Below are 17,642 nucleotides of genomic sequence, written 5' to 3' on the forward strand. Positions count from 1 at the left end.
CGAGCCGCGCCCTGCCCCGGACCCGCGACGTGTTCCGCGCCGCGATGGCCGAGGAGCCGTCCTTCTTCGAGAAGCTGTTCGGGGTCGGCGCGGCCGCGCCGTCTCAGGAGAATCGTCAGGAGCCCCGTCAGGCGCTGGCCTATGCCAGCCCGGACGCCCTGCCGCAGGAGGCGCCGCGCACCCGGATCAGCCCGGAGCCCGATTCGGTGGCCGGCACGGCCGTCTACGACATCACCGCCCGCACGGTGACGCTGCCCTCCGGCGAGGTATTGGAGGCCCATTCCGGCCTCGGCGAGCACATGGACAACCCGCGCTACGTCCACCTGCGCATGCGCGGCTCGACCCCGCCCGGCACCTACACGCTGACCGAGCGCGAGCGCCTGTTCCACGGGGTCCGGGCGATCCGCCTCAACCCGGTGGGCGGCAGCGCCGCGATCCACGGCCGCGACGGCCTGCTGGCCCACACCTACATGCTGCGGCAGCCCGGCGCCTCGAACGGCTGCGTCTCGTTCCGCGACTACAACCGCTTCCTGCAGGCCTTCCTGCGGGGCGAGGTCCGGCGCCTCGTGGTGGTGGCCGGCAGCGGCGACGGCGGCATCCTCAACCGGATCGGCCTCGCCGGCCGCCGGGGCGGCCGGGGCTGAGGCTCGGCGGCGCTAGGCCGAGCGTCCGAGATCACTAAAGACCGAGATCACTTCGGCGCGGCGCGGCTTTACGCGCCCGCCCAAGCTGCCTTAACGGGGCTCAGACGCCAGCCCTGACAAGAGGCACCCGATGAAACTGCCCCGCCGCTTCTTCCAGCCCCTCGCCACCGGCGCGCCGGCCCCGTTCCGCGAGCTGCCGGTGCGGCTGGAGCGGATGATCCACTTCGTGCCGCCCCACAACGACAAGGTCCGGGCCCGCGTGCCGGAGCTCGCCGGGACCGTCGACGTGGTGCTGGGCAACCTGGAGGACGCGGTCCCGGCCGACCAGAAGGAGGCGGCCCGCAAGGGCTTCGTCGCCATGGCGCAGGCCACCGACTTCGCCGCCACCGGCACCGGACTCTGGACCCGGATCAACGCCCTCAACTCGCCCTGGATCTTGGACGACCTGTTCACGATCGTGGCCGAGGTCGGGGACAAGCTCGACGTCGTGATGGTGCCCAAGGTCGAGGGGCCGTGGGACATCCACTACATCGACCAGCTGCTCGCCCAGCTCGAGGCGCGCCACGGGGTGACGAAGCCGATCCTGGTCCACGCGATCCTGGAGACGGCCGAGGGCGTCGCCAACGTCGACGCCATCGCGTCGGCCTCGCCGCGCATGCACGGCATGAGCCTCGGGCCGGCGGACCTCGCGGCGTCCCGCGGCATGAAGACCACCCGGGTCGGCGGCGGCCACCCCGATTACCGGGTGATCGCCGACCCGGCCGGCGACGCGCCCCGGGCGAGCGCCCAGCAGGACCTCTGGCACTACACCATCGCCCGGATGGTCGACGCCTGCATGGCCAACGGCATCAAGGCCTTCTACGGCCCGTTCGGCGACTTCTCCGACGGCGCGGCCTGCGAGGCGCAGTTCCGCAACGCCTTCCTGATGGGATGCGCCGGCGCCTGGACGCTGCACCCGAGCCAGGTGGCGATCGCCAAGCGGGTCTTCGCGCCGGACCCGGCCGAGGTGGCCTTCGCGGCCCGGATCGTCGAGGCCATGCCGGACGGCACCGGCGCCGTGATGCTCGACGGCAAGATGCAGGACGACGCCACCTGGAAGCAGGCCAAGGTCATCGTGGACCTCGCCAAGCTGGTCGCCGCGAAGGATCCGGAGCTGGCGGCGGTCTACAAGCTGGGGTGAGCGGGCTGCCGGGGCCGCGTGTGGCGGTCCCGATTCGGCGTCCGCGAGTCGCGACGCGCCCCCCTCTCCCGTGGGGGAGAGGGGACCCGCGTGCCGTTCTGAAGCGATGACGCCGCGGAGCCGGACAATTCGCTGGGGCTAGGCCCGCGCAAGCCGCAGCACCGTATCATCCACCGGGTCCGCAACTGCGTTGCCGGAACCGTGCGGTGAGCAGATCGATCCCGCGCGCGCAGCCTGCGGCGCGCGCAAACAAGCGCCGAGGCCGAGCTCTGGCGCGTGTTGCGCAATCGCGCGCTCAACGGCTGGAAGTTCCGCCGCCAGCACCCGATCGACCGGTTCGTCGTCGACTTCGCCTGCCTCAAGGCGAGGCTGATCGTCGAGGTCGACGGCGCAACGCACTCGACCGCCAGCGAGGTCGCCCGGGATGCCGCGCGCACCGCGATCCTCGAATCGCTCGGCTTCGCCCTGCTCCGTATCCCGAACGCCGACATCCACGAGCATCGCGACGGCGTGCGCGAGACGATCCTGGCGGCCCTCGAACGCCGCGACACGGTCTAGAGCCGTTCCCGATCGGGTTGGGACGCAGGCGATCGGCGAGCCCGTGCCGAACGAGGCGCGGGTCCCCTCTCCCGTGCGGGAGAGGGACAGGGTGAGGGATGAGAACAGTCCGGAAGAGTCGCGCCTGTACGCGCATCGGCGGCCTGTTCAGTCCTGATCCTTCTCGTCCCTCACCCCAACCCTCTCCCGCACGGGAGAGGGGGCCTGGCGCGGTTGGCGAGACCGGGCTCGCCCTCCTTCCCGACCGTTGCAACATGGTCGGATACGGCTCTAGTCCACCCTCACCCGCCGAACCGCGCCCGGTACTCCTGCGGCGTCGCCGCGACGTGCCGCAGGAAGCTGCGCCGCATCGTCTCCTCGGAGCCGAAGCCGCAGGTCCGGGCGACGCGCTTGACCGGCTGCGCCGTCTCGGCGAGCGCGCGCCGGGCCGCCTCCACCCGCAGGCGCTCCACGGCCCTGGCCGGAGTCAGGCCGGTCGCCTCGCGATAGTGCCGGCTGAGGCTGCGCGCGCTCATCCCGGCCGCCGCGGCGAGCGCCGGCAGCGACAGGTCGCCGGACAGGTTGTCGGCGATGTAGGCGTGGAGCCGCCCGAACCGCTCCTCGCCCGCCTGCAGCGCCAGCGCCGCGCTGAACTGCGCCTGCCCGCCGGGGCGCTTGAGGAACATCACGAGGTGGCGCGCCACCGCCAGGGCGGTCGCGCGGCCGAGATCCTCCTCGACCAGCGCCAGGGCCAGGTCGATACCGGCCGTGACCCCCGCCGAGGACCAGACCGGGCCGTCGCGCACGAAGATCGGGTCGGGCTCGATCCGGGCGCGCCGGTAGCGCGCGGCGAGCGCGCCGCAATGCTTCCAGTGGGTCACGGCCCGCCGCCCGTCGAGGAGCCCCGCCGCCCCGAGCAGGAACGCGCCGGTGCAGACCGAGGCGACCCGGCGGGCCCGGCCCGCCCGGGTCCGCACCCAGGCCACCAGGGCGGCGTCGTCGCAGGCCGCGACGACGCCGGGGCCGCCCGCGATCACCAGCGTGTCCACCGGCGTGTGGGGATCCGGCAGCGGGTCGGCCACCAGCCGCAGCCCCGCCGAGGCGGTGAGCCCCGGGTCGCCGGCCGCGATCACCCGCGGCGCGTAGGGCATCCCGGCGCCGCCGTGCTCGTTGGCGGTGGCGAAGACCTGGAGCGGCCCGGCCACGTCGAGGAGCTGCACCGACGGGAAGGCCAGCACCTCGACGGGGCGCGGCGCGTCTGGCGAGAAACGAGGGCTCTTTGGCATTTCGGCCAGATCCTGACGCGGTAGGGTCGTCCTGTCCACCACGGAGGCTCCGGCATGATCCCGCCCGACACCCACCTGCAGATCGGCTCGCTCCTGTTCGAGGGGCTCGACCAGATCGACCTCACCGGCCCGTTCGAGGTCCTGTCCCGGGTGCCCAACAGCACCTACCGGGTCTACGCGCCGCGCCTCGAGCCCGTCCGCGACGTCCGCGGCCTCCGGATGCTGCCGGATGCGACCCTGGCGGAGGCGCCGCGGCTCGACGTGCTGCACGTGCCGGGCGGCCAGGGCCAGGAGGCGCTGATGCGCGACGCCGCCGTGCTCGGCTGGATCCGCGACCAGGCGGCGGGCGCGAGCCACGTCCTCTCGGTCTGCACCGGTGCCCTGCTCCTCGGCGCGGCCGGCCTCCTGGTCGGGCGCAGGGCCACGACCTACTGGAACGCGGTCCACCTGCTGCCCCTCTTCGGGGCCGAGCCGGTGGACGAGCGGGTGGTGCTCGACCGCGACGCGGACGGCCGCCGCTGGGTGTTCGCGGCCGGCGTCACCGCGGGGATCGACGGGGCGCTCCGGCTCGCCGCCGAACTGCGCGGCGACGAGGCCGCCCGGACGATCCAGCTCGGCATGCAGTACGCCCCCGAGCCGCCCTTCGACAGCGGCACGCCCCGAACGGCCTCCCCGGCCACCGTGGCGCGGGTGCGGGCGGCGGCGGCCGACATCACGGCCCGGCGCGAGGCCACCGCCCGGGCGATCGCGGCCGACCTCGGCATCCGGATTTCGTAGGAGACTCCGATGGACCTCAGCCACGTTCGCGCCTTCGCGGCCGCCCTGGCGGCGAAGGACCGGGACGCCATGCTGGCGCAGATGACCGAGGCGGTGGTGCTCAACACGCCGCTCGCCGCCGAGCCCGTGCGCGGGAAGGCGGCGATCCGGCCGGTGGTCGACGCCCTGCTAGCGGCGGTCGACGCCTTCGAGATCCGCGAGATCCTGGAAGGCCCCGCGCACGCCGCCGCCTTCTTCGGCGCGACGGCCGGCCCGCACCGGCTCGACGGGATGGATTACTGGCGCCTCGACGCGGCCGGGCGCATCGCCGAGATGACCGTCCTGTGGCGGCCGCTGCCGGAGGCGATCGCCGTCCGGGACCGCCTGGCCCGCGCCGCCGAGACGCCGACTTCCGCGGCGACCGGGTGACACGATCCGTCATCGGACCTATCTGTCCGATCTGGACGGGTTGAACCATGTCGGACGTGACACTGAGAACCGCGAAATTCGCGATCGGCGCCGTGGTGCGCCACCGGATCTACCCGTTCCGGGGCGTCGTGTTCGACGTCGACCCGGTGTTCGACAACACCGAGGAGTGGTGGCTGTCGATCCCCGAGGAGGTTCGGCCGCGCAAGGACCAGCCGTTCTACCACCTGCTCGCCGAGAACGCCGAGACCGAGTACGTGGCCTACGTGTCGGAGCAGAACCTCCTGCCCGACACGTCGGGCGAGGCCCTGCGCCACGCCGGCATCGCCGAGATGTTCGAGCGCGACGCCGCCGGCGCGTACCGGATGCGCGACCGCGCCACGAACTGAGCGGGTCGGGCCCGTGAAGGTCCTGGCAAGCGGCGGGCGCTAGTCTGCCGCGACGGCCGCTGCCGTCGGACGAGCCCGTCGCCATGATCCGACCCGCCGCTCTGCTCACCGCCGGCCTTCTCGCTACGGCGGCCCGCGCCAACGACAGCGCCGCCGAGCTCGATGCCGGCGGCCTCGTCCTGCGGCGCGAGCCCGGGATCGCCCTGGTGAGCGAGGACCTGTCGATCGCCCGCGACCGGATCGGCGTGTCCTACCTGTTCCGCAATCAGGTTCAGGAGCCGCGCACGGTCCGGATCGCCTTCCCGCTGCCGCCGATCGACGGGCGCGAACTCAGCTTCTCGGCCCTGGCGCTGCCCCGGCCCGACAGCCCGAACTTCGTCGGCTTCACCGTCACGGTGGACGGCAGGCCCCTCGAGCCCGAGCTGGAGGAGCGCGCCTACGTGGGCGAGCGCGAGGTGACGGACCTGCTGCGCCGCCACGGCCTGCCGCTGAACCCGCTGCGCTTCGCGGCGATCAGCGCGGCGGCCGGGCGGATCGGCGCGCCCGAATGGGCCGAGCTGGTCAGGGCCGGCCTGTTCCCCGACGTCGCGGACGCGCCGGACCGGATGACCGAGGGGCTCTGGCGCGGGGAGGCCAAGTTCCACTGGCTCCAGACCTTCCCGGCGGGGCAGGAGGTCCGCATCGCGCACAGCTACGCGCCGGTGACCGGCTTCCACCTGCTCGACCTCAAGGCGGCGTCCCGCGCGGCCTACCGGGCGACCTACTGCCTGGACGCGGCCGGGCTCGCGGCGATCCGGCGCCTGCACGCGAAGGCGGCGGATCCCGGCGGCCACCTGCGGGCGACCGTGGTGCCCTACATCGTCACCACGGCGCGCAACTGGGCCGCGCCGATCGGGCGCTTCACCCTGACGGTCGACAAGGGCAGCCCGGAGGCGGTGGCGAGCTTCTGCCGCACGGACGTCCGGAAGACCGGGCCGACCACGTTCCGCTGGGAGGCCCGGGACTACGTGCCCGACCAGGACCTGCGCGTGCTGATCGTCCAGCCGGACTCGGGGCCCGCGGGGATCCGCTAGACCCCGCCGCCGGACGGGCCAGACGCGAAGGGCCGGACCTCGCGGCCCGGCCCCCGATACGGACCCGCCGCGCGGCGGGTCGCTGGTGCTTACTCGTTACTTGGCGGCGGGGGCCGGGGCCGCGCCGGCGGCCGGGGCAGCGCCCTGCTGCTGCTCGAGCTTCTTGCGCATGTCCTCGGAGCGCTTCTCCAGCTCGGCCTGGAGCTTCTTCTGCTGCTCCTCGAGCACCTTCGGGTCGATGGCCGGGCCGTCGAAGGCCTTGCCGAAGCCGGCCAGCGGCACCGCGAAGGTGACCTCGCGCTGGGTCTGGTTCTGGACCGAGACGTTGAGGGTCGTGCCCTTCTTCATCGCGGCGATCACGCCGGCATCGACGCCGCCGGCCTCCGCGAAGCAGCCGTTCGGGAAGCAGACCGCGAAGCGGCCGGCGGTCGCCGCCTGGCCGTCGACGTTGAAGCGGATGCCCGGCTGCAGCAGCAGGCCCAGCGGGAGCAGGTAGCGCACCACGCGCACCTCCTGCTTCTGGGCGGGGTTCTTCATCTCGTAGACCGCCACGGCCAACACCGGCTGGCCCTGGTCGGACACGAAGTCACGGGTCGTGTAGCAGATGTCGGTGCCCGAGCCCTGGTCCTTGCCGCAGACCTTGGTCCAGTCGGCCTGGCTCGGCTCGGACTTCACGGCGACGATCTGCGGGCCCGTCTGGGCGGCCGGGGTGTTGGCCGCCGGGGTACCCGGGGCGGTCGGCGCCGGCGCGGCCGGGGCGGGCGCGGCGGGCTTCTTCGGCTGCGCCAGGGCCGGCGCGGCCGCGAGGCCGAGGCCCGCGAGGCCGAGGAGAGCGGCGCGGGCGAGCGTCGCGGTGCGGGTGAAGGACATCGGCTCTGACCCCTTGGAAGAGACGTGGTGTGGCTGGCAGGATGCGGAGCCGGCCTGGCGGCAGGTCCGCCGGAGCGACCGGCCGCCCGCCGCGTTGGCGCACCGCCCGGAGCTCCGGATGAATCGGTCCGGCCATCGGGCGGGACGGGCGCCCGTCTGCGCGCATCCCTCACCCCGGCGACCGGGCGGCCTGCCTTTCCCCTCGAATGAGGCGAAGGCATGACACCGCGGCCTTGGGGCTGTCGGAACCGTCCTGGCCGCGCCCGGCCCCCGATAGGCCCCCGTCCGCCCGGCCGCAAGCGCGACGTTGCGCGGCCGCGAGGCACGAGCGCGTGATCGGACCGCGCCGCCGGCCGCCGCCGGCCGCCCTCCTGCGGCGCCCGGCGGCGCGGCCCTCTTAGCGGTCGGTTAACCCTGTGGGGCCGAGATGATAGGAGTTCTGCAGGATCGGCGGGGGCGGCGGGTTTGAGCGCGTTGGCGGTGGCGGAGTGGGCGGTCGACGCCGCACCGGACGCGTCCGCGCGATCCGAGAACGGGCCCGGCGGCCTGTCCGGCGGGCTGTTCGGCGGCCCGTCCGACGGTCTCGCGATCCGCCTGTTCGCCGCCGCCCTGACGGGCCCGCAGCGCACGGTCCTGCGTGATTCGGGGGACCGGGTCGCGTGGTGCGGGCGCCCGAACATCACCTGGACCTACGCGGCCGCCGCCGAGATCGTCGGGCGGCTCGCCCGCGGGATCGGCGCGTGGCGGCTCCCGGCCGGCAGCCGAATCGGGCTGTGGTATTCGGGGGGCGCCGAATCGGCCCTCGCCCACCTCGCCGTCGAGGCGGCGGGCCACCTGCCCTGCGCGATGCCGGCCCTCTGGGACGACGCGGAGCTCTCCGCCGGGATCGAGGCGGCGGGCCTCGTGGCCGTGTTGACGGAGGGCCGCCGCGGCGCGCGCCGGCCCGCGGAGGACCTCACCCGCGCGGCCATGCGCCATTTCGGCCTGCGCTACCTCGCGGCCTTCGGCCCGAGCGTGCCGGACGGCGTGATCAGCCTCGACGCGATGGCCCTGGAGCGGGGCGTGGTCGATCCCGCGCCGAGTCGCGGCCTCGTCACCTTCGCGGGCGGCGATCCCGGCCGGCCGGTCTACCGCACCGCCGCGGCGCTGGCGGCGGCGGTCGCCGCCCATCTCGACGCGCTGCCCCTGACCGCGGACGAGCGGGTCCTGACGCTCCTGCCCGGCCACGACCTGCGCGGCCTCGTGACCGGCCTGGGCACCGCCCTGGCGGCTGGTGCCGGCCTGGAGACCGTGCTGCCCTTCGACGAGGCCGGGTTCCGCGCCGCCCTGCTGCGGCCGGTGCCGACCCGGCTGGTGGTCCCGGCGCGGGTCGAATCGGCCCTCGCCGCCCTGCCCCTGCCCTGGACCGTCCGGGTCCTCGACGTGGTCCACCGCGCGCCCGCCCGGCTGACTTTGCGGAGCGCCGGGCCCGCGGGCCCGCAGCGCCTCGATTCCCTGGTCCTGGGCGAGGTGCTGGTGCTCACCCGCCCCGGCCCGGACGACCTCGCCGCGACCCTGGCCGAGCCCGAGCAGGCCTTCCTGCCCCGCGATCTCCTGGACCTCGCCGGCGGCGCCGACGGCGCCCTCGCCTGCCGGGGGGCGGCCTGCGCGGCGGCCCCTCTTACCCGCGGCGAGACCCCGGCGACCGAGCCCCTGGCGTGGCGGAGCACGGGCTTCCGGCCGCTCCGCGCGGGCGGGCGCGCGGACGGGACGGTCGCGGCGATCGCCGCCGCGGCCGTCCCGTCCGCCTGAACGGCGGGCGATCGCCGGTTCATCCGGCACTCAGGCGGCGCGGATAATCTCGCATCTGCACACGAACCGACGGATCCGATCCGCCTGTTCGCGGGTTCTGCATCGGATTGTCGTGACGGCTATCTTTCCAAGCCGTCCCGGATGGAGTACCGCTCAAGCTTATGGGTGCGCTGCAACAAGTGCTCGTGGTCGACGACGGTGTCCGCGCCGTGGACCGGTCCCTCTCGGGCGAGCTGGCCAGCCTCGGATACGCGAGCGTGACCGCCTCGATGGAGGCGGCGGACGACGTTCTGACCGTGATCGCCCGCCCGGCCGCCGTGCTGCTCCAGGCGCCCACCCGCCGGGATCCCGCCTACGCCCGCCGCGCCGCCCGCCTCCGCGGCCAACTGCGCGAGCGCGGCATCCCGGTGATCCTCATCGGTGATTCGGGCGAGGCCCGCGCCGGCGGCCCGGTCGATCTCGCGACCCGCCTCGGCGCCTACGTGGCCGCCCAGCCGGATCTCTGAGGCCCGTCTCGGCCTCCGACGCGCGGACGGTCGCTCCTCCTCGCCCCACCTGGCCCGGGACACCCGGACGGACCCGCCGGCGCGCCTCGAGGGCGCCCTCCGGCGACCGAGCGCCGTCCGAGCGGCCCCTTCGTCGCCTCCGCTGGCGCTCCCGCGCCCCGGGCCGAGGCAGCGTATCCGTGCGCCGTTGCCCGGGGGAGCCTGCAGCCGAACCCGTCCGTGCCGAGAGGGGCGCGGGTTCCGTCTCCCGTCGGGAGAGTGGGCAGGGCGCGGCGGCCTCGGCCGGAGATGCCCCTCGTCCAGGCGGCCGCAAGACGATCGGGAGCGGTCCTAGCGCGCCGCGCGCATCAGCTCCGGCGCGCCGATCCGGGGCAGCACGCCCTCCCGCATCACCAGGCGCCGCAGCGGTCCGAGCTGCGTCATCGCCAGCAGGCCGAGGCCGCGCAGCGCGTCCACCGGCAGCAGGTCGCTGAGCAGGCTGCGGTTGAGGAGATCGACCGCGGCGGTGCGCGCCGCCGTGTCGACGCGGCGCGCCCGCGCGTAGCCGTCGAGCACGGCGCGCGACCCGGGATCGCGGCGGTCGCGGGCGGCGGCCAGCACCGCGTCGCGCAGGGTCGCGGCGTCGCGCAGGCCGAGATTGAGCCCCTGCGCGCCGATCGGCGGGAAGACGTGGGCCGCCTCCCCGATCAGCGCGAGCCGCGGGGCTACCGGGGTCGCCACCGCGAGGCCGCGCATCGGCACGAGACCCCGGGGGCCGTCGACCCGCATGGCGCCGAGCATCGCCCGGGCCTGTCGCTCCACCGCCTGTCCTAGCGCCGCGTCGTCGAGGGCGGCGAGCCGCCGGGCCGCCCCCTCCCCGGTCACCCAGACGAGGCTGGACCGGTGGCCGCCCGGCAGCGGCACCAGGGTGAAGGGTCCCGACCGGGTGTGGAACTCCGTGGAGACGTCGCGGTGCGGGCGCGCGTGGGCCAGGATCGTGGTGATGGCGCTCTGCGGGTAGGTCCAGTCGCGTACGCGGACGCCGCTGGCGGCCCGCAGCGGCGAGCGCGCCCCGTCGGCTCCCACCACGAGCCGGGCCTCGACGGCGTTCCCGTCCGCCAGCGCGACGCGCGCCGCCGTCTCGCCGGGCACGGCGCCGGCGGCGTCCGCCTCGACCAGGGTGAGGTTGTCCTGCGCCCGGGCGCGGGCGCGCAGGCTCTCCACCAGGCGGGCGCTCTCGACGTTCCAGCCGAAGGCGTCGAGGCCGATCTCGGCGGCGCGGAACTGCGCCGGCGGCGGCCGGAACAGGCTGCCGGTGTCGTCGACGATCTGCAGCGTGCAGAGCGGGCTCGCGTGCGGCGCCACCGCCTCCCAGGCGCCGAGCGCCTCCAGGAAGCGCACCGACCCGTCGAGGAGCGCGACGGTCCGCCCGTCCGCGACTGGGGCGTGGCGCCCGACCAGCGCCGTGGGGATCCCGTCGCGCGCGATCGCCAGCGCGGCGGCGAGCCCGGCTGCCCCGGCTCCGACCACCGCGACCGCGAACGGCGCGCCGGCTTCTTCGACCCTGGTTCCCTCGGACATGCTGCCCCGCACGATCTCCGCTCGTTCCCGTGCCGACCCGACCACGCTCGCCCGACCACGCTCGCCGGAGGCCCGGGACAGGGCCGTCGCGTCGCGTCCGCGCGGCACGTGCCCGTATCTGAGCTTTCGGGTATGTCTGCCAAGCCCGCTCCGCGCAGGCCACAGCGCCGCATCCCGGAGGCGCGTCGCCGCGCCCGCTACGACCGGCTGATCGCCGCCGGTCTGTTCCCGGCGCGCGGCCGGATCTGCGACGCGGGCTACGACATCGCGGTCGATCTGTTCCGGGCCGGCGGCCGACTCAGCGCAGGAACGCCGCCAACTCCGAGAGAACCGCGTCCGGCCGCTCCTCCTGGAGGGTGTGGCCGCAATCCAGCGCCCGGCCCGAGACGTCGGTCGCCTTCTCGCGCCACGTCTCCAGCACGTCGTAGGTCCGGCCGACCACGCCCTTCGCGCCCCAGAGCGCCAGCAGCGGCGCGGTGATCCGGGCCTCGGCATCGGCCGCGTCGTGCTCCAGGTCGATCCCGGCGGCCGCCCGGTAATCCTCGCAGATCGCGTGGCGGCAGGCCGGGTCGGCGTAGCAGCGCAGGTACTCGGCGAAGAGTTCCGGCGGGGTCGAGCCGGGGGTCTTCGACTGGCCGTCGACGTGGTGGCGCAGGAAGTATTCCGGGTCGGCCCCGATCAGCGTCTCCGGCAGGGGATGAGGCTGGATGAAGAAGAACCACCAGAAATAGCGGGTGGCGAAATCCTTGTCGGTGCGCGCGTACATGGTCGCGGTCGGCGCGATGTCGAACACGGCGATCCGCTCCACCGCCCGGCTGTGGTCGAGGGCGAGGCGGTGGGCGACCCGGCCGCCCCGGTCGTGGCCGACCACGGCGAAGCGTTCGTGGCCGAGCGCCCGCATCACCGCCACCGCGTCGGCCGCCATGGCGCGCTTGGCGTAGCTGGCGTGGCGCTCGCCCCCCGGGGGCTTGGCCGAATCGCCGTAGCCGCGCAGGTCCATCGCCACCACGGCGTGCCGCTCGGCGAGGCGCGGCGCGACGTGGAGCCAGGTCGACAGGGTCTGGGGATGGCCGTGCAGCAGCAGCACCGGCGGCCCGGATCCGGCCGAGCGGGCGTTGATCGTCACGCCGGGCGCGGTCTCGATCCGGTGCCGGTCGAATTCCGGCAGGAAGTCGCGGGCCATGGGATCGGTCTCCGGGTTCGGTCTCCATCCTGCCGCACTGGCGCGCCGGGATGCACCGGATGATAAGGCGCCTCCGGCACCATGTCCGCCGAACCGCCATGACAGATGCACGCCCGACTCAGGACCCGGCCTTGAAGGATTCCGACGCGGCCGAGGCGGCGGAGGCCGCCCCCGCGCCTGCCGTCGCCCCGACTCTGCGGCCGAGCATCCTCGATCCGCTCTTCGCGCCGGCCCGCGCCCTGCCGGGGATCGGGCCGAAGATGGCGCCGCTCATCGAGAGGCTGCTCGGGACCCCCGAGCGCGAGGCCCGGGTCGTGGACCTGCTGTTCCACCTGCCCCAGGGCGGCGTGGCGCGGAAGCTGATGGGCTCGATCAGCGAGGCCCCCACCGGCGAGCCGGTGACGATCGGCGTTACCGTGGTGGCGCACCGCCCGGCCCAGGTCGGCGCCGGCCGGCGCCCGCACCGGGTGCTGGTGGAGGATGCCTCCGGCGACATCTCGCTGGTCTTCTTCGGCATGCCCCGCGCCCGGGTGGAGAAGATGCTGCCGCTCGGGGCGCACCGCTACATCACCGGCCGGATCGACCTCTGGGACGGCACCCGCCAGATGGTCCACCCGTCCCGGATCGTGGACGAGGCGGGGCTCGCCGAGCTGCCCGCCGTCGAGCCGGTCTACGGCGCCACCGAGGGGCTGACGTCCCGGGCGATCAACAAGCTCGCGGTGGTGGCCCTCGACCGGCTGCCGGTCCTGCCGGAATGGCAGGACCCGGCCTGGCTGGAGCGGAACCGCCTGCCGGCCTTCGCGGACGCGCTCCGCCTCGAGCACCGCCCCGAGGAGGCGCCCCCGAAGGCCGAGGACCCCCTCCAGCCGCCGCCCGCGACGCCGTCCCGGAAGCGGCTGGCCTACGACGAGCTCCTCGCCTCGCAGTTGGCGCTCGCCCTGCTGCGCGCCCGCCAGCGGCGCAAGGCCGGCCGCGTCAATGCCGGCGACGGGGCCCTGAGCGCCCGCCTCCAGGCCGCCCTCCCCTTCGCGCTGACCGGCGCCCAGGCCCGGGCGGTCGCGGAGATCCGCGCCGACCTCGCGGCGCCCCGGCGGATGCTGCGTCTGCTCCAGGGCGATGTCGGCTCGGGCAAGACCGCGGTGGCCTTGCTCGCCATGGCCTCGGCGGTCGAGGCCGGGCGTCAGGCCGCCCTGATGGCGCCCACCGAGATCCTGGCCCGCCAGCATTTCGAGCGGCTGAAACCGCTGGCCGGTCCCCTGCGCCTGCGCCTGATGACCGGCCGCGACCGGGCCGCGGAGCGCAAGAGCACGCTCGCCGACCTCGCCGCGGGCGAGATCGACATCCTGGTCGGCACCCACGCCCTGTTCCAGGAGGCCGTGGCGTTCCGCGACCTCGGCCTCGCGGTCGTCGACGAGCAGCACCGGTTCGGCGTCCACCAGCGCCTGGCGCTCGGCGCCAAGGGCGAGGCGGTGGACTTCCTGGTCATGACCGCCACGCCGATTCCCCGCACCCTGGCGCTGACCTTCTTCGGCGACATGGACGTCTCGATCCTCGACGAGAAGCCCGCCGGCCGGCAGCCGATCCGCACGATCACGCTGCCGACCGAGCGGATCGACGAGGTCGTGGCCGGCCTCGCCCGGGCGATCGCCGGCGGCGAGCGGGTCTACTGGATCTGCCCCCTGGTGGAGGAATCGGAGTTCGTCGACCTCGCCGCCGCGGCCGAGCGCTTCGACGACCTGCGGAAGCACTTCGGCGACGCGGTCGGGCTGATCCACGGCAAGATGCCGGGGCCCGAGAAGGATGCCGCCATGGCCCGGTTCGCCGCCGGAGAGACCAAGCTCCTGGTCTCGACCACGGTGGTGGAGGTCGGGGTCGACGTGCCCGAAGCCACCATCATGGTGATCGAGCACGCGGAGCGGTTCGGGCTGGCGCAGCTGCACCAGCTCCGCGGCCGGGTCGGGCGCGGCTCGAAGGCCTCCTCGTGCCTGCTGCTCTACCGGGGCCCCCTCGGGCAGGTGTCCCGGGCCCGGCTGGAGATGATGCGCGCGAGCGAGGACGGCTTCCGCATCGCCGAGGCCGACCTGAAGCTGCGCGGCGAGGGCGAGGTGCTCGGCACCCGGCAATCCGGCCTGGCGGCGTTCCGGCTGGCGCGGCTGGAGAGCGACGCCGCCCTGCTGGAGGCGGCCCGCGACGACGCGCGGCTGATCGTGGAGCGCGATCCCGGCCTCAGGAGCCCGCGGGGGCAGGCCCTGCGGGTGCTGCTCTACCTGTTCGAGCGGGAGGCCGCGATCCGGCTGATCGGGGCCGGATGAACGGCTTTCCTGAACGGTTTCGTTCAGGAAAGCCCGGCCTTCCTGAACGGCCGGATCCGGAATCACCGCCGCGTGGCCGGATCCGTACTCCGATGCGGCAATGTCACAGGTGTTCCGAAAAGACGATATTTCTCAAGCGCTTGACGAGACCGCGCGGAAGCTTGGCGGCGCTTGGCGGGCGGTCCGGGAGGCGCTGGACAGGCCTCGTGACCTTGCATCAGCCATATTCTTCCCTTAACTGGAGATGAACGAATGGCCCGGTAAGCCGGGACATCACGGACGAATCTGGAGGACGGACATGTCGAACGGACTGTTCCAAGGCCTGCCGGGCTCCCACGAGATGGCCGGTGCCCACGCCCTGCCGACCGAGCCCTGGCTCCTGCCGATCTCGGATCGCGCCGCCGAGGCGGCGGGCAAGACCGCGGACGAGCTGCAGGCCGCCGTGCGCCGGGCGTCCCGGCCCTTCTGGCTGGCCGCCAACGGGCTCTGCATCGCCCTGGGGCTGGCCCTCACCCTTCAATGCGCGTCCGGCTGGGGCCCGACGGCGCCCCGCAGCGCCGTGACGGTCGCGCAGGCGACGCCGCCGACCATCGCGCCGCAGACGGCCTCGCTGCAGCGCTGAAGCCGCCCAGGCAGCCTGAACATCCGGGGCCGTCCCGCGCGAGCGGGGCGGCCCTTTCTCGTGGCCGGTCTCCGCTGCCGGGCGGCCGGCCGCGCGTCGCGATCGACGATGGAGCGCTCCGAGCCCGGCCCTCAGGCGTCCTGCGGCTCCCGCCGGGGCACCGGACCGCCGGCCTGCTGGGCCGTCCGAAGGGTGGCCGCCATGGCGTTGAGGCGGCCCTGCGGGTCCTCCGGCTGGATCACCCCGGCCGACATCACCAGCTTGGCGGCGTCGTCGACGCTGATGGCGAGTTCCACCACCTCCGCGCGCGGCAGGTAGAAGAAGAAGCCCGTCGTCGGATTGGGCGCGCAGGGCAGGAAGACGCCGACGAGGTCGTCCGCCGGCGCCCCCCGGGCCCGCAGCGCCCCCTCGACCTCGTGAGCCGCCGGGGCGGACAGGAACACCACCGACCACGTGCCCTTCACGGGGAACTCCACGAGCCCCACCGTGCGGAACGAGGTGCCGTTGGCCGAGAACAGCGTCTCGAAGATCTGCCGTAGGCCCTTGTAGAGGCCGGAGATCACGGGAGTCCGCGCCAGCAGCACCTCGCCGAACTCGATCACCGAGCGTCCGACGAGGTTCGCCGTGAGGAAGCCCAGCAGCGTCACCGCCAGGAACGCGATCACGAGGCCGAGGCCCGGGATCGAGAACGGCAGGTAATGGTCCGGCAGGTAGCTCGCCGGCACCAGCGGCTTCACGAACGAGTCGATCAGCGCGATGAACCACCACGTGATGTAGGCGGTGATGGCCAGCGGGCCGGCGACGATGATGCCGGTGAGGAAATAGGTGCGCAGCCGGCCGCGCGCGCTGACCCGCGTCTTCGGGGCGCCGCCGCCCGCCGCGGCGGCGTCGGGCTCGGGAACCTGGATCGGCGGGGGAATCGGCGCCACGGGTGCCCTCTCGGCCGCGCCACGGGCGGCGATGACGCTGCGGGGGCCGTCCCCCGCTGGCAGAGAGGTAGCGGTTGCGCTTGTCCGCCTCAAGGGCGGCCCGGACGGCCTCAGGCGCCCGGGCCGGGCGGCCGGGCGGCCGGGGCCGGCATCGCGTCCCGGGGAATCACGGCGCCGCGATGTCCGATCACCGCCCCGGCCAGGCGGTGCGCCTCGGCGGCGGCGGCTTCCGGCGCCAGCCCGGCGATGCGCGCCGCGAGGTAGCCCGCCGCGAAGCTGTCGCCCGCCGCCGTCGTGTCGACGACCCGCGCGGCGCGCCCGGCCGGCACGGCGGTGTCGGCCGGGCCGTGCAGCACCCGGGCGACGGGGCCTGATGCGCCCGAGGTCTTGAGCACGATCTCGGCCCGGCCGCGGTGGCGCAGCACCTCGTCCTCGCCCGCCGCGCCGAAGAGCCAGTCCAGGTCCTCCGCCGAGGCGAAGATCACGTTGGCCAGAGCCAGGGCCGCGCGGAAGGCCGCCCAGGCCTCGTCCCGGTCGGGCCAGCCGCGGGGGCGGTAATTGGTGTCGAAGGCGACCCGGCCGCCCCGGCCCCGCAGGCGCGCCAGGGTCTCGAACAGGGCGGCGCGCCCGGTCTCGCCGTAGAGCGAGAGGCTGATGCCCGACAGGTAGACGAGGTCGTAGCGCTCCAGCTCCGCCTCCGTCTCGGCGGCGCCCGGCTCGGTGAAGAGGTCGCGGGCCGCGGCCCGGTCGCGCCAGTAGTGGAAGCTGCGCTCGCCGTCGGCATCCGTGCGGATGATGTAGAGGCCCGGCATCCGGCCCTGCAGGCGCCGGACCCGCTTGAGGCCGATGCCCTCGCGGCCCCAGGCCGCCGCCATCTCGTCGCTCCAGATGTCGTCGCCGAGCGCCGTCACGTAATCCACCGCGACGCCGAGGCGCGCGAGATAGAGCGCGGTGTTCAGCGTGTCGCCGCCGAAGCCCCGGACCAGATTCCCGTCCGGGCGTTCGGACAGTTCGACCATGCACTCGCCGATGCAGGCGACCCTCATGCGGTTCCTCCCGGTGCGCGACCCCGTCTCCCCGCATTGTTCGGACCGACCTGTCAATCGTCCACAAGCCCCGGTCTCGCCGGTCCTGTCGCGCGCCTGGCTTCCGGAGCTCGACGATCTGCGAACCGCGCGCCCGCCCGCCCGATCGATGTTCATAGCTTATTTCCGCTGTGTTCTGGAATTAAATATCGCAAATCGACAATTCGTTTAAGTATTTATGTCGATAATCCGTTATGCAAATTGTATTAAATTCGCAAGTTTTCGAATTCTACAACTTAGCCGCATCCTGCGGCGCGTTTGTCGGAGATAGATTCAAAGCCGGAACGGAAAATCACACTTCCGAAACACCATGTAGCCGAGAACGGCCTCCGCGAGAACGGTCGTGGCCGATCCGGAGACCGTCGCGTTGCTGTCATGGCGGTGTGTGCCGAACGCGCCGCGGGGCGGGGCCGGTCGAGGATCTCAGGAGCTTCGGTCCACCGCGCGGCAGCGGCAGATTCGCGAACTCGGCAACAGATCGCGTCGGCGCGTA

General features: G+C 74.1%; 17 protein-coding genes. 11 read left to right on the forward strand and 6 right to left on the reverse strand.

Features of this window, described 5'->3' with window-relative positions; translation table 11 throughout:
• From ME121_RS30220 to ME121_RS30230, 3 genes are all read left to right on the forward strand, one after another.
• Positions 1-644: DUF2778 domain-containing protein (locus tag ME121_RS30220; RefSeq protein WP_491892914.1), on the forward strand; the 644-nt coding region annotated here is incomplete at its 5' end.
• Between the two features lie 130 nt (positions 645-774).
• A complete protein-coding gene (locus tag ME121_RS30225; protein WP_053622475.1) occupies positions 775-1,824 on the forward strand; it encodes an HpcH/HpaI aldolase/citrate lyase family protein in 1,050 nt (349 codons plus the stop codon).
• Positions 1,825-2,100: 276 nt separating this feature from the next.
• Entirely contained in the window at positions 2,101-2,382 is a 282-nt protein-coding gene (locus ME121_RS30230; protein WP_327796347.1) for an endonuclease domain-containing protein, read from the forward strand.
• 281 nt (positions 2,383-2,663) lie between these two features.
• Here the strand turns inward: ME121_RS30230 and ME121_RS30235 are convergent, their stop codons facing one another.
• Positions 2,664-3,647, reverse strand: a complete 984-nt coding sequence (locus ME121_RS30235; protein ID WP_053622473.1) for a GlxA family transcriptional regulator — start codon at positions 3,645-3,647, stop codon at positions 2,664-2,666.
• Positions 3,648-3,701: 54 nt separating this feature from the next.
• Between ME121_RS30235 and ME121_RS30240 the strand changes: the two genes are divergently transcribed.
• The 4 genes from ME121_RS30240 to ME121_RS30255 all read left to right on the forward strand — a co-directional run bounded on the left by ME121_RS30240 (position 3,702) and on the right by ME121_RS30255 (position 6,291).
• A complete protein-coding gene (locus ME121_RS30240; RefSeq protein ID WP_029359335.1) occupies positions 3,702-4,424 on the forward strand; it encodes a DJ-1/PfpI family protein in 723 nt (240 codons plus the stop codon).
• Between the two features lie 9 nt (positions 4,425-4,433).
• Positions 4,434-4,832: a nuclear transport factor 2 family protein gene (locus ME121_RS30245; RefSeq protein ID WP_024830425.1), complete on the forward strand. Its 399-nt coding sequence runs from the start codon at positions 4,434-4,436 to the stop codon at positions 4,830-4,832.
• 47 nt (positions 4,833-4,879) lie between these two features.
• The gene (gene hspQ, locus ME121_RS30250; RefSeq protein ID WP_012318638.1) at positions 4,880-5,218 is read left to right on the forward strand and encodes a heat shock protein HspQ; all 339 of its coding nucleotides are present in this window, start codon (positions 4,880-4,882) and stop codon (positions 5,216-5,218) included.
• An 83-nt stretch (positions 5,219-5,301) separates the two neighbouring features.
• The gene (locus ME121_RS30255; RefSeq protein WP_053622472.1) at positions 5,302-6,291 is read left to right on the forward strand and encodes a DUF4424 domain-containing protein; all 990 of its coding nucleotides are present in this window, start codon (positions 5,302-5,304) and stop codon (positions 6,289-6,291) included.
• A 96-nt stretch (positions 6,292-6,387) separates the two neighbouring features.
• Here the strand turns inward: ME121_RS30255 and ME121_RS30260 are convergent, their stop codons facing one another.
• The gene (locus ME121_RS30260) at positions 6,388-7,161 is read right to left on the reverse strand and encodes an invasion associated locus B family protein (RefSeq protein WP_024830423.1); all 774 of its coding nucleotides are present in this window, start codon (positions 7,159-7,161) and stop codon (positions 6,388-6,390) included.
• A 465-nt stretch (positions 7,162-7,626) separates the two neighbouring features.
• Between ME121_RS30260 and ME121_RS30265 the strand changes: the two genes are divergently transcribed.
• The gene (locus ME121_RS30265) at positions 7,627-8,952 is read left to right on the forward strand and encodes a class I adenylate-forming enzyme family protein (protein ID WP_234741789.1); all 1,326 of its coding nucleotides are present in this window, start codon (positions 7,627-7,629) and stop codon (positions 8,950-8,952) included.
• A 161-nt stretch (positions 8,953-9,113) separates the two neighbouring features.
• Entirely contained in the window at positions 9,114-9,458 is a 345-nt protein-coding gene (locus ME121_RS30270; protein ID WP_012318642.1) for a hypothetical protein, read from the forward strand.
• Positions 9,459-9,788: 330 nt separating this feature from the next.
• Here the strand turns inward: ME121_RS30270 and ME121_RS30275 are convergent, their stop codons facing one another.
• Entirely contained in the window at positions 9,789-11,018 is a 1,230-nt protein-coding gene (locus tag ME121_RS30275; RefSeq protein ID WP_024830421.1) for a UbiH/UbiF family hydroxylase, read from the reverse strand.
• A 298-nt stretch (positions 11,019-11,316) separates the two neighbouring features.
• On the reverse strand, positions 11,317-12,201 hold the full coding sequence (locus ME121_RS30280; RefSeq protein WP_053622471.1) for an alpha/beta fold hydrolase: 885 nt from the start codon (positions 12,199-12,201) through the stop codon (positions 11,317-11,319).
• A gap of 98 nt (positions 12,202-12,299) precedes the next feature.
• Here ME121_RS30280 and recG point away from each other — a divergent pair, with 98 nt between their 5' ends.
• Positions 12,300-14,513: an ATP-dependent DNA helicase RecG gene (recG, locus tag ME121_RS30285; protein WP_179239962.1), complete on the forward strand. Its 2,214-nt coding sequence runs from the start codon at positions 12,300-12,302 to the stop codon at positions 14,511-14,513.
• Positions 14,514-14,811: 298 nt separating this feature from the next.
• Positions 14,812-15,135 (forward strand): hypothetical protein, encoded by a 324-nt coding sequence (locus tag ME121_RS30290; protein ID WP_012318646.1) that lies wholly within the window; start codon positions 14,812-14,814, stop codon positions 15,133-15,135.
• A gap of 131 nt (positions 15,136-15,266) precedes the next feature.
• Here ME121_RS30290 and ME121_RS30295 read toward each other — a convergent pair whose 3' ends face one another.
• Together ME121_RS30295 and ME121_RS30300 are read right to left on the reverse strand one after the other, a co-directional pair.
• Positions 15,267-16,064 (reverse strand): DUF502 domain-containing protein, encoded by a 798-nt coding sequence (locus tag ME121_RS30295; protein ID WP_012318647.1) that lies wholly within the window; start codon positions 16,062-16,064, stop codon positions 15,267-15,269.
• 110 nt (positions 16,065-16,174) lie between these two features.
• Positions 16,175-17,110 carry a sugar kinase gene (locus ME121_RS30300; RefSeq protein ID WP_053622469.1) on the reverse strand — a complete coding sequence of 312 codons (936 nt, stop codon included), beginning with the start codon at positions 17,108-17,110 and terminating at the stop codon, positions 16,175-16,177.
• Positions 17,111-17,642: the final 532 nt, after the last annotated feature.

Source organism: Methylobacterium sp. ME121 (assembly GCF_000974725.1).
Classification (GTDB): domain Bacteria; phylum Pseudomonadota; class Alphaproteobacteria; order Rhizobiales; family Beijerinckiaceae; genus Methylobacterium; species Methylobacterium radiotolerans.

Excerpts from the sequence above, each read along its gene's own strand:
- ME121_RS30225 (WP_053622475.1), top strand. The coding sequence starts at position 775 with ATGAAACTGCCCCGCCGCTTCTTCCAGCCCCTCGCCACCGGCGCGCCG.
- ME121_RS30235 (WP_053622473.1), bottom strand. The coding sequence starts at position 3,647 with ATGCCAAAGAGCCCTCGTTTCTCGCCAGACGCGCCGCGCCCCGTCGAG.
- ME121_RS30240 (WP_029359335.1), top strand. The coding sequence starts at position 3,702 with ATGATCCCGCCCGACACCCACCTGCAGATCGGCTCGCTCCTGTTCGAG.
- ME121_RS30245 (WP_024830425.1), top strand. The coding sequence starts at position 4,434 with ATGGACCTCAGCCACGTTCGCGCCTTCGCGGCCGCCCTGGCGGCGAAG.
- hspQ (WP_012318638.1), top strand. The coding sequence starts at position 4,880 with ATGTCGGACGTGACACTGAGAACCGCGAAATTCGCGATCGGCGCCGTG.
- ME121_RS30255 (WP_053622472.1), top strand. The coding sequence starts at position 5,302 with ATGATCCGACCCGCCGCTCTGCTCACCGCCGGCCTTCTCGCTACGGCG.
- ME121_RS30260 (WP_024830423.1), bottom strand. The coding sequence starts at position 7,161 with ATGTCCTTCACCCGCACCGCGACGCTCGCCCGCGCCGCTCTCCTCGGC.
- ME121_RS30270 (WP_012318642.1), top strand. The coding sequence starts at position 9,114 with ATGGGTGCGCTGCAACAAGTGCTCGTGGTCGACGACGGTGTCCGCGCC.
- ME121_RS30275 (WP_024830421.1), bottom strand. The coding sequence starts at position 11,018 with ATGTCCGAGGGAACCAGGGTCGAAGAAGCCGGCGCGCCGTTCGCGGTC.
- ME121_RS30280 (WP_053622471.1), bottom strand. The coding sequence starts at position 12,201 with ATGGCCCGCGACTTCCTGCCGGAATTCGACCGGCACCGGATCGAGACC.
- recG (WP_179239962.1), top strand. The coding sequence starts at position 12,300 with ATGACAGATGCACGCCCGACTCAGGACCCGGCCTTGAAGGATTCCGAC.
- ME121_RS30290 (WP_012318646.1), top strand. The coding sequence starts at position 14,812 with ATGTCGAACGGACTGTTCCAAGGCCTGCCGGGCTCCCACGAGATGGCC.
- ME121_RS30300 (WP_053622469.1), bottom strand. The coding sequence starts at position 17,110 with ATGAGGGTCGCCTGCATCGGCGAGTGCATGGTCGAACTGTCCGAACGC.